Source organism: Albimonas pacifica (assembly GCF_900113695.1).
Taxonomy (GTDB): Bacteria; Pseudomonadota; Alphaproteobacteria; order Rhodobacterales; family Rhodobacteraceae; genus Albimonas; species Albimonas pacifica.
In genome coordinates, this window is sequence record NZ_FOQH01000005.1 from 392,748 (window position 1) to 405,107 (window position 12,360).

10 protein-coding genes are annotated in these 12,360 nt (G+C 71.5%); 8 read left to right on the top strand and 2 right to left on the bottom strand.

Features of this window, described 5'->3' with window-relative positions:
- Window positions 1-258: 258 nt before the first annotated feature.
- Window positions 259-786, bottom strand: coding sequence for a redox-sensitive transcriptional activator SoxR (soxR, locus tag BM064_RS12950; RefSeq protein WP_092860192.1), 528 nt, complete (start codon window positions 784-786; stop codon window positions 259-261).
- Window positions 787-985: 199 nt separating this feature from the next.
- Between soxR and BM064_RS12955 the strand changes: the two genes are divergently transcribed.
- The 8 genes from BM064_RS12955 to BM064_RS12990 all read left to right on the top strand — a co-directional run bounded on the left by BM064_RS12955 (window position 986) and on the right by BM064_RS12990 (window position 11,527).
- Window positions 986-2,197 carry an MFS transporter gene (locus BM064_RS12955; RefSeq protein WP_092860193.1) on the top strand — a complete coding sequence of 404 codons (1,212 nt, stop codon included), beginning with the start codon at window positions 986-988 and terminating at the stop codon, window positions 2,195-2,197.
- A gap of 39 nt (window positions 2,198-2,236) precedes the next feature.
- Window positions 2,237-3,013 carry an enoyl-CoA hydratase/isomerase family protein gene (locus tag BM064_RS12960; protein ID WP_092860194.1) on the top strand — a complete coding sequence of 259 codons (777 nt, stop codon included), beginning with the start codon at window positions 2,237-2,239 and terminating at the stop codon, window positions 3,011-3,013.
- 445 nt (window positions 3,014-3,458) lie between these two features.
- Complete coding sequence (locus BM064_RS12965; RefSeq protein WP_092860195.1) at window positions 3,459-5,174, top strand: ATP-binding cassette domain-containing protein; 1,716 nt, start codon at window positions 3,459-3,461, stop codon at window positions 5,172-5,174.
- Window positions 5,171-6,850, top strand: a complete 1,680-nt coding sequence (gene cydC, locus BM064_RS12970; RefSeq protein WP_092860196.1) for a thiol reductant ABC exporter subunit CydC — start codon at window positions 5,171-5,173, stop codon at window positions 6,848-6,850. Before BM064_RS12965 ends, cydC begins: the two co-directional genes overlap by 4 nt.
- Window positions 6,851-7,044: 194 nt before the next feature.
- Window positions 7,045-8,661, top strand: coding sequence for a cytochrome ubiquinol oxidase subunit I (locus BM064_RS12975; RefSeq protein WP_092860197.1), 1,617 nt, complete (start codon window positions 7,045-7,047; stop codon window positions 8,659-8,661).
- Window positions 8,662-8,665: 4 nt separating this feature from the next.
- Window positions 8,666-9,829 carry a cytochrome d ubiquinol oxidase subunit II gene (gene cydB / locus BM064_RS12980; protein WP_092860198.1) on the top strand — a complete coding sequence of 388 codons (1,164 nt, stop codon included), beginning with the start codon at window positions 8,666-8,668 and terminating at the stop codon, window positions 9,827-9,829.
- A gap of 15 nt (window positions 9,830-9,844) precedes the next feature.
- On the top strand, window positions 9,845-9,961 hold the full coding sequence (cydX, locus tag BM064_RS12985; RefSeq protein ID WP_092860199.1) for a cytochrome bd-I oxidase subunit CydX: 117 nt from the start codon (window positions 9,845-9,847) through the stop codon (window positions 9,959-9,961).
- Between the two features lie 270 nt (window positions 9,962-10,231).
- Window positions 10,232-11,527, top strand: a complete 1,296-nt coding sequence (locus BM064_RS12990; protein WP_092860200.1) for a tyrosine-type recombinase/integrase — start codon at window positions 10,232-10,234, stop codon at window positions 11,525-11,527.
- Between the two features lie 328 nt (window positions 11,528-11,855).
- On the opposite strand, the gene BM064_RS12995 is transcribed toward BM064_RS12990, so the two are convergent.
- The gene (locus tag BM064_RS12995; protein ID WP_092860201.1) at window positions 11,856-12,044 is read right to left on the bottom strand and encodes a hypothetical protein; all 189 of its coding nucleotides are present in this window, start codon (window positions 12,042-12,044) and stop codon (window positions 11,856-11,858) included.
- Window positions 12,045-12,360: the final 316 nt, after the last annotated feature.

Below are 12,360 nucleotides of genomic sequence, written 5' to 3' on the forward strand. Positions count from 1 at the left end.
CGCCTCCGCCTTCGCCCCGCGTCCCGCGCCCGCCGGCGGGAGCCGGGCCACCGGCCGCGTCCGGAGGCGCCCCGGGCTCGACCCGGGGCCTCTCGCGGCCCGCCTCCGGCGCCGCGTCGCCTCTGGCGCGGCGCCGTCCACGCCGAACCCTGCGCCGCTCCCCGCGCGCGCCGCCGCGACCGTCCAGGCGCTCCGCCCGCCCCAGGCCCAAGCCCGCCCCCAGGGCGCCTCCGGACCCGGGCGCCGGCGCCTGCCGGCTCAGTCGTCGCGCGGGTCCTCGGCGTCCTCGCCCGCGGGGTCCAGCAGCCGCGCGCCGGGGCCCTGCGCGCCCAGCGCGTCGCCGGGGTTGCGCAGCGGGCAGCGGCTGACCGAGAGGCAGCCGCAGCCGATGCAGCTCTCCATCTCGTCGCGCAGGCGGGTCAGGCGCTCGATCCGCTCGGTCAGGCCCGCGCGCCAGTTCTCGGCCAGCCGCGCCCAGTCCTCGGCCGAGGCCACCTCCTCGTGGGGCAGGGCCGAGAGCTGCTCGCGGATCTCGCGCAGCGGCACGCCGGCGCGCTGCGCCACCCGGATCAGCGCCAGCCGGCGCAGTGAGGCGCGCCAGTAGCGCCGGTGGTTGGCCGCCGTGCGCCAGCCCTCCAGCAGCCCCTGCGCCTCGTAGAAATGCAGCGTCGAGATCGGCACGCCGGAGCGTTTCGAGAGCTGCCCCACGCTCAGCGCTTCGTAACGGCGCCCCTTGCGGCCGGCGCCCTCCGCCCTATCGTGCAGCGACGAATCGTTCGGCGTCATTACTGTCCTTGACCTCGACCATGCTCGAGGACCTAGCTGACCCCGCATCGCCGCTTCGTTCAAGGGATGCCCGCATGTCCGCGCGCCTCGCCGCCGCTTCGTCCGACCTCCGCCCCGATCCCGCCGTCGCCCGTCGCCGGGCGCCCAACGATGTCGCCCGTCGCCGGGCGCTGCATCACGTCGCCCGGAGGGCCGCGGCATGAGCGCGCCCGCCGACGTCCGCGGCCCCGCCGCCGCCCGCTCGCGCGCCGAACCCTCGCTCGCCACGATGCTGTCGCTGCTGGCGGCCTCGTCGCTGACCATCATGGCCTCGACCGTGATCTCCCCCGGCCTGCCGGGGATGGAGGGGCATTTCGCCGACGATCCGGACGCGGCGATGCTCACCCGCCTCGCGGTCACGCTGCCCGGCCTGCTGGTCGCGATCTTCGCGCCGCTGGCGGGCGGGCTCTCGGACCGGCTGGGGCGGCGGCGGATCCTGCTGGCCGCCATGGTGCTCTACGTGCTGTCGGGCATGTCGGGGCTGCTGCTCGACACGCTGCCGGCGATCCTCGTGGGGCGCGCGATGCTGGGCGTCGCCGTCGCCGGCGTGCTGACCTCCGCCTCCGCCATGGCCGGAGACCTGTTCCGGGGCGAGGCGCAGGCCCGCTTCATGGGCCGCCAGGCCTCGGCCATCGGCTTCGCGGGGCTGATCTTCCTCACCGGCGGGGGCCTGCTGGCCGAGCTGCACTGGCGCGCGCCCTTCGCCCTCTACGGCATTGCGGCGCTGGTGCTGCTCGCCGCCGTGATCTTCCTGCCCGAGACCCGCGGCGCCGAGGCCCGCGCCCAGGCCGCCGCCGAGGACGACGGCGCCCCCGCGCCCTGGGGGACGCTCTCGATCCTCTACGCGCTCGGCCTCGGCACCATGGTCGCGATGTACGTGATGCCGGTGCAGCTGCCCTTCCGCCTGCGCGAGCTCGGCCTGGACGCGCCCAGCCAGGCGGGGCTCGCGCTCGGCGTCTTCACGCTGATGTCCTCGGTCTCGGCGCTGGCGGCGGCGAAGCTGCGCGGACGGCTGGGGCCGGGGGGGATGTTCGGCGTCTCCTTCGCGGCCTTCGGCGCGGGCCTCGTGTGGGTGTCGCAGGCGGGCGATCTGCTGCAGATCTGCCTCGGCGGCGCGGTGGCGGGGGCGGCGATGGGGCTGACCATGCCCAATCTTTTCAACACCGTGGTCTCGCTCGCCCCCGCCCGGGTGCGCGGGCGGGCGACGGGGGGCATGACCTCTGCGGTGTTCCTGGGGCAGTTCCTTTCGCCGCTGTTTTCCCAGCCCGCGGCCGAGGCCTGGGGCTACGGCGGGGCCTTCCTCGCCGCCGCGCTCATCGCCCCGCTGCTCGCGGTGCTGGCGCTTCTGGCGCGGCGGCGCTTCTGGGCCTAGTCTGCCGGCCGACAGGCAGAACCCGGAGGAGACCCGCCCATGACCGACGCCCAGCTGGTGCGCACCGAGAAAGAGGGGCGCATCGCCCGCATCGTCATGGAGGCGCCGCCGCTGAACGCGCTGACCCTGCCGATGCTGGACCAGATCCTGGCCGCCTATCGCGCCTGCGCCGCCGACGACGAGGTCCGCGCCGTGATCCTGTGCAGCGCGCTGGAGAAGATCTTCTGCGCCGGGCTCGACCTGAAGCTGCTGCGCGAGGCGGGGGCGGCGGGCGTGCGCTCGCTTCTGCAGAAGCTCTATCTCGACATGCTCGACGTGCAGCACACGATGGGCAAGCCGACGATCTCGGCGGTCTCGGGGGCGGCGCGCGGCGGCGGCATGACCCTCTCGATCACCTGCAACGTGATCGTGGCGGACGAGAGCGCGACCTTCGGCTATCCCGAGCTCGACAACGGCCTGATCCCGGCGATCCACTTCGTGCATCTGCCGCGCGTGATCGGCAAGCACCGGGCCTTCGACCTGCTGTTCACCGGCCGCAGCTTCGACGCGCACGAGGCGGAGCGGATCGGCCTCGTGGCCCGGGTCGCGAAGGGCAGGGGCGTGATGGACTGCGCCATGGAGCTGGCCGAATCCTTCGCCCGCCAGCCCCCCGGCGCCACCCGCATCGCGCACGCGAACTTCATGCGCGCCCAGGACATGGATTTCCGCCGCGAGGTCGCGGACGTGACCGAGACCTTCATCAACGTCTCCCAGACCGAGGAGACCCAGGCCGGTCTCGCCGCCTTCGCCGAGAAGCGCACGCCCCCCTGGCGTTGAGCCTCCCCGCGCCGTCGGTCCCCGCCGCAACCCTCCCAAGGACATGGCGGTGGGCCCCGGTCGCGTCTCCGCGCGCTTCCTCGCGCGCCCTCGACCCCAGGCGCGTGCCCCGGCCTCGAGCCGGGGCCTCTCCCCCGCCCCCCGCCGCCGCGTCGTCGGGGATGGAGCGGCCCGCGGCGGCCGTTCGCCCGGGGCCGCGGCGGGTGCGTCGGCGGGACCCGGTTGCGCAACCGGCCCCGATCGTCTTGATCAGGAACGGGCCGCGGCGAAGCGGCGGCGCAGGGCAGGGACCTCGCCGGGGAGAGCACGGGATGGGCGCGGGCGCGATGGCGACAGGCCGGGACATCGTCGGGAGGCGCGGCGGGGCGAGCCGCCGGCGCGCGCCGGTCGCGGTCCGCCCCCGCCGCCCGGCCCCCGTCTCCCCGTCGCGCCCGGATCGGCGCCGATGAGCCGCTTCCGCCGTCCTCCGCCCTCGCCCGCCGCCCGCCGCCTCGCCGCGATCGAGGCGCCGGCCGCGCCGCTCCTGCGCCGCTCCGCCCGCCTCACCGCGGCCGCGGCGCTGCTGTGGCCGGTGCAGGCCGGGGCGATCGCCTGGGCGATATCCGGCTGGGTCGAGGGCGGCGCGCCCCTGTCGGATACGCTGGCCTGCGCGCTGGTCTTCCTGCTCGCCGCCGTGCTGCGCGCCGCGCTCGACCACCGCGCCGGGGCGCTGGCCTTCGAGGGGGGCGACCGGGTGCTCGCCGCCGAGCGCGCGCGCCTCGTCGAGGCCGAGAGCCTGCGGGGCGAGGCCGCCGCGGGCACGGACGCGCCGGGGCAGGGCGCCTCCTCGGCCGGCGCGGCGGCGATGGCGGCGCAGAAGCTGCCGATGCTGGTCCCCTATCTCGCCCGCTACCGCCCCGCGGCGCTGCGCGCCGTGGTCGGGCCGGTCGCGATCCTGGCGGCGGCGGCGCCGATCTCCTGGGCGGCGGCGCTGATCCTGCTGGCGGCGGGGCCGCTGATCCCGGTGTTCATGGCCCTGATCGGCGTCGCCGCCGCCCGCGCCAGCCGCCGGCAGCTCGCCGAGATCTCCGACCTCAACGGCCTGCTGATGGAGCGGCTGGCCGCGCTGCCCGACATCCGCCTGCTGGACGCGCGCGAGCGGATGGCGCGCGATTTCGCCGCCCGCTCGGACGGGCTGCGGGCGCGGACCATGGCGGTGCTGAAGGTGGCCTTCCTGTCCTCGACGGTGCTGGAGTTCTTCTCGGCCCTCGGCATCGCGATGGCGGCGGTCTACGTGGGCTTCTCGCTGCTCGGGACGCTGGGCTTCGGGGCCTGGGGCGCGCCGCTGACGATCTTCGAGGGCCTGTTCCTGCTGCTGCTCGCGCCCGAGTTCTTCCAGCCGCTGCGCGACTTCGCCGCCGCCTGGCACGACCGCGCCTCGGCGCTGGCCGTGGCCGAGGAGATCGAGGCGGCCGAGGCCGCCGAGCCCGCGCGCATCCTGGGCCGCGGCGCCCCGGCAGCCCCCCTGCCGGGCCCGGCCACGATCCGCCTGGCGGGCGTCGTCGCCCGCGGCCGGGCGCTGCCGGACGTCGAGATCGCGCCCGGCCGCTCGCTCGCCGTCACCGGCCCCTCGGGCGCGGGTAAGTCCACGCTGCTCGCGGCCCTCGCGGGGCTGCTGCCCGTCGAGCGGGGCCGGATCGAGGTCGCGGGCCGCCGCCTCGACGCCGAGACCGCCGACCCCTGGCGCGCTCGCCTCGCCTGGATCCCCCAGGCCCCGCATTTTCCCGACGCGCCCCTGCGCGCCGTGCTCGATCCCCGCGGGACCGGAGACCTGACCGAGGCCCTGAGGGCCGCCGAGGCCGAGGGCGTCGTCGCGGCGCTGCCCCAGGGGCTCGACGCCCGGCTCGGCGAGACCGGGGCCGGCGTCTCGGGCGGGGAGGCGCGGCGGCTGATGGTGGCGCGCGCCCTGGCCTCGCGCGCCGATGTGCTGCTGGCCGACGAGCCCACCGCCGATCTCGACGCCGCCACCGCCGCCGCGGTGATCCGCGGCCTGCGCCGGCTGGCCGAGCGGGGGACGACCGTGATCGTGGCCACCCACGACCCCGCGCTGATCGCCGCCATGGGGGCGGAGCTGCGCCTCGCCCCCCGGACGGCGCCCGAGCCTGCGGAGGCCGGCGGATGAGGCCGCTGCTGCACGCCCTGCGCCTGCTGTGGCGCGCCGAGCGGCGGGCGCTGCTCGTGGGCCTCGCGCTTTCGGTCTGCGTGCTGGGGATGGGGGCGGCGCTGCTGGGCCTGTCGGGGTGGTTCGTCACCGCCGCCGGCGCCGCGGGGCTGGCGGGGGCGGGGATCGCCTTCGACGTGTTCCGCCCCGGCGCCGGCGTGCGCTTCTTCGCGCTCGGCCGCACGGCGGCGCGCTATGGGGAGCGGCTGGCCACCCACGACGCCACGCTGCGCGCCCTGTCGCGCCTGCGCATCGACCTGATGCGCCGCCAGGCCGCCGCCCCGTGGGAGGCGCTGATGCGCCTGCGGGGCGAGGCGGCGCTGACCCGGATCACCGCGGACGTCGACGCGCTCGACGGGCTCTATCTGCGCCTCGCCCTGCCGCTGGCGGCGGGGGCGCTGACGCTGGCGGGGGCGTTCGCGCTGCTCGCCTGGCTGGTGGACCTGCGCGTCGCGGCGCTGGTCTGCGGGGGGCTCGCGCTGGGCGGCGGTCTGATCCTGCGGCGGGCGGGCCGGGCGGCCTTCGCCCCCTCCGCCGCCGCCGAGGCCGGGGCGCAGGCGCTGCGGCAGGGGATGATCGACCTCTCCCGCGCACGGCGCGACCTGGTGGTCTTCGGCGGCATGGAGGCCGCGCGCGTGGCCGCCGCCGCCCACGACCGCGCCTCCCGCGAGGCCCTGCGCGCCGTCGACCGCGTCGAGCGGCGCGCGGGCCTGCGCCTGACGATCCTCGCCGCGGCCCTCGCCGCCGCCACGCTCGCGGCCGGCGGCGCGCTGGCGGCGCAGGGCGCGATCTCCCCGGCCGTCGCGGCGCTGGCGGTCTTCGCGGCCCTCGCCCTTGCCGAGACCCTGGGCCCCCTGCGCCGCGGCGCGGTGGAGCTGGGCCGGATGCGCGACGCCGCCGCGCGGGTGATGGCAGCGCCTGAAGCGCCCGCCGAAACCACCGCCGCCGCGCCCGCGGCCCCCACCGCCGCCGCGCCCGCGGTCCCCGGCGACGGGGCGCCCGCGTCGCTGCGCGTCGAGGCGGTCTCGCTTCGCCGCCCCGGCGCCGCCCGCCCGGCGCTCTCCGACGTCTCCCTGACCGTCGCGCCGGGGGAGACGGTGGCCCTCGTCGGTCCCTCCGGCGTCGGCAAGTCCACGCTGCTCGCGCTCGCCGCGGGCGTGCTCGCCCCCGACGCGGGGCAGGTCCTGTGGCGGGGCCGCCCCGTCGGCCCGATCCCGGAGGCGGAGCTGCGCGCCGAGATCGCCTTCCTCCCCCAGCGCTCCGCCCTGGTGGCGGGCACGATCCTCGAGAACCTCGCCCTCGCCCGCGACGGGCTGAGCGAGGCCGAGGCCTGGGCCGCGCTCGACGCCGCCGCCCTGCGCGCGACGGTGGAGGCCCGCGGCGGCCTGCAGTCCCGCCTCGGCGAGGGCGGCGCGGGCCTTTCGGGCGGCGAGTCCCGCCGCCTCGCGCTCGCCCGCACGCTGCTGCGCCGCCCGGCGCTGCTGCTGCTCGACGAGCCGACCGAGGGGCTGGACGCGCCCACCGCCCGGCGCGTCCTCGCCGGCCTGCGCGCCTGGCTGCCGGAGGCCGCGATCCTGCTCGCCTCCCACCGCGGAGCCGAACGCGAGGCCGCCGACCGGCTGCACAGCCTGGGCTGAAAACCGGCGCCGGGCCGGAAACGGCTCGACGGATCGTGATGGGCTGTGCAGGATTTCCCCAGCGAAAGCAGCCTTATGCCGCATTCCACATCAAATTCGTTTCAGGGAATATAATTCCCGAACGACAAGCGAGTCGCGGCGGCGCCGCACGACGCCGCCCCTCTCCGTCCCACGGTCACCGAAGGAGACCTCGCATGGAGCTGGACGTCGTCGACCTCTCCCGCCTGCAATTCGCCCTGACGGCGCTTTATCACTTTCTCTTCGTTCCCCTGACGCTGGGCCTCTCGGTCCTGATCGCGATCATGGAGACGGTCTACGTCATGACCCGCCGCCCGATCTGGCGGCAGATGACCAAGTTCTGGGGCACGCTGTTCGGCATCAACTTCGTGCTGGGCGTCGCCACGGGCATCACCATGGAATTCCAGTTCGGCATGAACTGGAGCTACTACAGCCACTACGTCGGCGACGTCTTCGGCGCGCCGCTGGCGATCGAGGGCCTGATGGCCTTCTTCCTCGAGGCGACCTTCGTGGGCCTGTTCTTCTTCGGCTGGGACAAGCTGACCCCGCGGGTGCATCTGCTGGTCACCTGGCTGGTCGCCTTCGGCTCCAACTTCTCGGCGCTGTGGATCCTGATCGCCAACGGCTGGATGCAGAACCCGGTGGGGGCCGAGTTCAACCCGATGACCATGCGCATGGAGATGACCTCGTTCTACGAGGTGCTGTTCAACGAGGTCGCGCAGGCGAAATTCGTGCACACCGTCTCGGCGGGTTACGTCTGCGCCTCGGTCTTCGTGCTGGGCGTGTCGTGCTGGTACCTGCTGAAGGGGCGGCACGAGCAGCTCGCGCGGCGGTCGATCACGGTGGCCTGCTCGTTCGGGCTGGCGGCCTCGCTTTCGGTCGTCGTGCTGGGGGACGAGTCGGGCTACAACGCCTCCCACTCCCAGAAGATGAAGATGGCCGCCATCGAGGCGATGTGGGAGACCGAGCCCGCCCCCGCCTCCTTCACCCTGTTCGGCCTGCCGGATCAGGCGGACCGCGAGACCCACTACGCCGTCCACATCCCCTATGTGATGGGGCTGATCGGCACCCGCTCCCTGACCACCGAGATCCCGGGCATCAAGCAGCTGGTGGGCGAGGCGCAGACCCGCATCCACTCGGGCATCGTCGCCTACGACAACCTGATGACCATCCGCGAGATGCGCGACGAGGCCCCGGCCGAGGCGCTGATCTCGTTCAAGGACCACGGCCCCGACCTCGGCTTCGCCTTCCTGCTCAAGCGCTATGTCGACGACCCGCGCGAGGCGAGCGAGGAGCAGATCCTGCAGGCCGCCTGGGACACCGCGCCGACGGTGTTCCCGATCTTCTGGACCTTCCGGATCATGGTGGCGCTCGGCTTCCTGTTCATCGGCGTGATGGCGCTGTTCTTCTTCCTCAACAGCTTCGGGAAGGGGCGCTACCCCCGCTGGGCGCTGCGTCTGGCGGTCGTCATCATTCCGACGCCCTGGATCGCGGCCGAGTGCGGCTGGATCGTCGCCGAATACGGCCGCCAGCCCTGGACGGTGGACGGGGTGCTGCCGACCGCGCTCTCGGTCAGCCACCTCTCGGTCACGGACCTGCTGATCACGCTGGCGGGGTTCGTCGCCTTCTACACCGTGCTCTTCGTCATCGAGATCGCGTTGATGCTGAAATACATCCGCCTCGGCCCGCACCAGGACGTCGAGGAGACGGAGGAATGGATCCGGCGTCGCAAGGCCCTGCTTCAGGGCCCGGGGGCCGCGCCCGGCCCCGACGCCGTCCAGCCGGCGGAGTGAGACCATGATCCTTCACGACTTCATCGATTTCGCGACCCTGCGGGTGATCTGGTGGGCGCTGCTGGGCGTCCTGCTGATCGGGTTCGCCCTGACCGACGGCTTCGACATGGGGACCGGCGCGCTGCTGCCTTTCGTGGCGCGCACCGACGTCGAGCGACGGGTGGTCATCAACACCGTCGGCCCGGTGTGGGAGGGCAACCAGGTCTGGTTCATCCTCGGCGGCGGCGCGATCTTCGCGGCCTGGCCGCCGCTCTATGCGGTCAGCTTCTCGGGCTTCTACCTGGCGATGTTCGCGGTGCTGGCGGCGCTGATCCTGCGGCCCGTCGGGTTCAAGTACCGCTCCAAGCGGGAGGGCGAGCGCTGGCGGCGCAACTGGGACCGGGCGCTGTTCGTCGGCGGCGCGGTCCCGGCCACGGTGTTCGGCGTGGCGGTGGGCAACGTCCTGCAGGGCGCGCCCTTCCACCTGACCCCGGACCTGATGTCGATCTACGACGGCTCGGCGCTCGGGAAATTCTTCGCGCTGCTGGACCCGTTCTCGCTGCTCTGCGGGGTGGTCTCGATGTCGATGCTGCTGATGCACGGCGCGGCCTGGCTGGGGCTGAAGACCGAAGGGGCGATCGCCGCGCGCGCGCGCCGCTACGGCTCGCTCGCCGGTCTGGTCGCAGCCGGGGGCTACGCGCTTGCAGGGTTGTGGCTGCTGGTGGGGATCGACGGCTACCGCTTCGTCGAGGCGCCGAGCCCCGACGGCCCCTCCAACCCGTTGCTGTCGGACGTGGTGCGCGAGGGCACCTGGCTGGTCGCCTATCTCGAGCGGCCGTGGATCGCGGTCGCGCCGCTGATGGGCTTCGTGGGCATCGCCATGGCGGTGCGGGGGCTGCGGGCGGGGCGGGATCTCTCGACCATGGGCTGGTCGAAGATGGCGATCCTGGGGATCGTGTCCTCGGTCGGGCTGACGATGTTCCCGTTCATCCTGCCCTCGACGGTCGATCCGAACTCGTCGCTGACGGTGTGGGACGCGTCGTCCTCGCATCTGACGCTGTTCGTGATGCTGGGGGCGACGGTGATCTTCCTGCCGCTGATCCTGGTCTACACCGCCTGGGTCTACCGGGTCCTGTGGGGCAAGGTGACCGAGGCCGACGTGACCGAGAAGGGCGAGAGCCTCTACTGAGAAGGAGTTGAGCCGATGTGGTATTTCGCCTGGATGCTCGGCCTGCCGCTCGCCGCCCTCTTCGCCGTGGTCAACGCGATGTGGGTCGAGATGCAGATGGACCGCTCCCTCGAGGAGGGGGGCGAGGACTGAGCCGGCCGCGCGCCGCGGGACCGGGCAGGGGGCGTCCATCGGGCGCCCCTTGCGCATGCAGGACGCAGGGCGGGGCCGCGCATTGAACCGCGCCTTGCGGGGACCGGCGATGTCAGGACGGGGTTGGAGCGGGTGAAGGGATCATAACAAACTACTACAATAAAACAACATTTTTTGCTACAATAGCCCACACAGAACCTACACAGGTACGGCAAATCAACCACTTACGCCGCCAATCTGCACGGTTTCTGCACAGTGGGAAACGTAGAAATGAGTTTCATCCTCGACAAAGAGCAGGTCAAGCCGGGCCTTATCATCTTCCGACGTGGCGATGTCGGGCACGATAACTATTACTGCCGGATCAGAATCCAGAACGAAGACCGCTACAAGACGATCTCGCTGCGCACGGCGGACCGGCAGACGGCGCGCGACCGTGCCATGGACGAGGATGCCGACATCCGTTTTCGGGTGAAACACGATGTTCCCGTATTCAATCGCCCCTTCTCGCAAGTTGCGGAGGAATACGTCCAAGCACAGCAACGGCGCGCCAACGCTGGCGAAGTCAGTCAGGCGCGCGCCAGAAACGTCAAAAGCAAGGTCGAGGGGCCGCTGAACGCCTATGTAGGCACCACGCAAGTGCATCTGATTACGCAGGATCGCTGGGCGGAGTATCCGCTGTGGCGGCGCGAGAACGGCACAGGACGCCGTAACAGCATCATCAGCGATTCCACCATCCGCATCGAAATGAGCATTTTCGCTGCGATCATGAATTATGCCATCGGCAAGCGATACGTGCCCGCGCATCATCGCTTCGAGGGCATGCCGAAGCTGAAATCCAACCGCCGTGACGAGTTCACGCTGGAAGAATACCGCAAACTGCACACCAAAGGCCGCAAATGGATGAAGGAGGCGACCACGCCGCAAGGCATTTGGTATCGGCAGATTTGCTACAATTTCATCCTCATCATGTGCAACACGGGGATGCGACCGCCCGAAGCGAAGAATCTGCGCTGGCGGGACATCACAACCGCCAAGGACAAAGATGGCCGGGAAATTCTGGTCATCTATGTGCGCGGTAAGGGCAAGGAGCGCAAGCTGATCGCCCCCACCAGTGTGAACACCTATCTGGATCGGGTACGGGAATTGTCCAAGGCCACCAAGCCCGACGATCCCGTGTTCACGATCATCAACGGTAAACCCGCCAAATGGCTCTACCGCGATACGGTCGAAGAACTGCTGAAATACACCGAGCTACGCGATGGACCGAGCGGCATTCCCCGCACTACCTATTGCTTCCGCCACACCTATGCGACGCTGCGGCTGTCCGCTGGCGTGGACGTATATATCCTCGCCCAGCAAATGGGCACTTCCGTCAAAATGATCGAGCAACACTATGGGCATGTGAACACCATCAAACACGCCGACCGCGTTTTGATGGGCATCGGTGGATGGGATGCCATGCATACCGAAATGAACGCGGAGATCGACGCGCTGGAAGCCAAGGCAAAAGCGGTGCAGTCCGTCAAAGCGAAGCAGACGGACAAGCCCCGCCGCCCCAAACGCTAGCCCGCATCGTTTCAGCCATCGAGTTCGATGGCCGATGCAACGGGGCTGGCGTTGCCGTGTTCACGACGCGCCGCTGGCGCAATAGGGGTGAATACGGCCAAAGCAGGCAGGGAAACACGGTGCGCAGAGCCTCAAGCGCCGCCATGCCTGCGATCCGAACCCGCGTCCGGCTCGGACGTAGAAAGGGTTCGTCGTTCACCGCTGCGCCGCTGGCGCACAAAGAGGGGAGAACGCTTGGAAAAACACTGACGCGGCCAAAGGCTGGGTCTCCCTTTGCAGCGGATGCAGTTGCATCGGCTGCCTCTCCCTATCGCCCGAAGGCAGGGGATTACATCCCCGGCCCTTTGAGGCGGCGTGCGATGATCGCGCGGTTGATATTCTCCAAGGAACCCAGCGCGTTCGCGCGTTCCGTGGTGTGCTCTTCCGTTTGCGCCAGTTCCTGGCTGATCGTGAAGAACTTCGATTGCAGGACGCTTTCAGGCTGTTGATCCAATTCGTTGGCGGTGATGAGACGCATGATTTTTCTCCTGTCCGGCGAGGCCGCAACCATCACGGCCTTTCATGCCCCGAAACAGGCACTGGATGGCCGCCACGCACCCGTAGGGCCGCAACGAAGAGAAGGAGCCGCTAGGCTTGCGCTGGTGACAGGTCAGCTTGTGCCAAGGTGCATGATGAAAAAGGACGTGTGGGGTGGACTTGTCGGCAGGAAGCGCCTCTGCGACTCTCCGCGACCAACCGTCAACATCACAAGATCACTTGTGCAATTCGAACCCACGTTCACGTTTTGGTGGAACATCCTTACGGCTACGGCACAGCCAGCAAGAACAAGGCCG

Coding starts and splice junctions, on each gene's coding strand:
- soxR (WP_092860192.1), bottom strand. CDS start 786: ATGACGCCGAACGATTCGTCGCTGCACGATAGGGCGGAGGGCGCCGGC.
- BM064_RS12955 (WP_092860193.1), top strand. CDS start 986: ATGAGCGCGCCCGCCGACGTCCGCGGCCCCGCCGCCGCCCGCTCGCGC.
- BM064_RS12960 (WP_092860194.1), top strand. CDS start 2,237: ATGACCGACGCCCAGCTGGTGCGCACCGAGAAAGAGGGGCGCATCGCC.
- BM064_RS12965 (WP_092860195.1), top strand. CDS start 3,459: ATGAGCCGCTTCCGCCGTCCTCCGCCCTCGCCCGCCGCCCGCCGCCTC.
- cydC (WP_092860196.1), top strand. CDS start 5,171: ATGAGGCCGCTGCTGCACGCCCTGCGCCTGCTGTGGCGCGCCGAGCGG.
- BM064_RS12975 (WP_092860197.1), top strand. CDS start 7,045: ATGGAGCTGGACGTCGTCGACCTCTCCCGCCTGCAATTCGCCCTGACG.
- cydB (WP_092860198.1), top strand. CDS start 8,666: ATGATCCTTCACGACTTCATCGATTTCGCGACCCTGCGGGTGATCTGG.
- cydX (WP_092860199.1), top strand. CDS start 9,845: ATGTGGTATTTCGCCTGGATGCTCGGCCTGCCGCTCGCCGCCCTCTTC.
- BM064_RS12990 (WP_092860200.1), top strand. CDS start 10,232: ATGAGTTTCATCCTCGACAAAGAGCAGGTCAAGCCGGGCCTTATCATC.
- BM064_RS12995 (WP_092860201.1), bottom strand. CDS start 12,044: ATGCGTCTCATCACCGCCAACGAATTGGATCAACAGCCTGAAAGCGTC.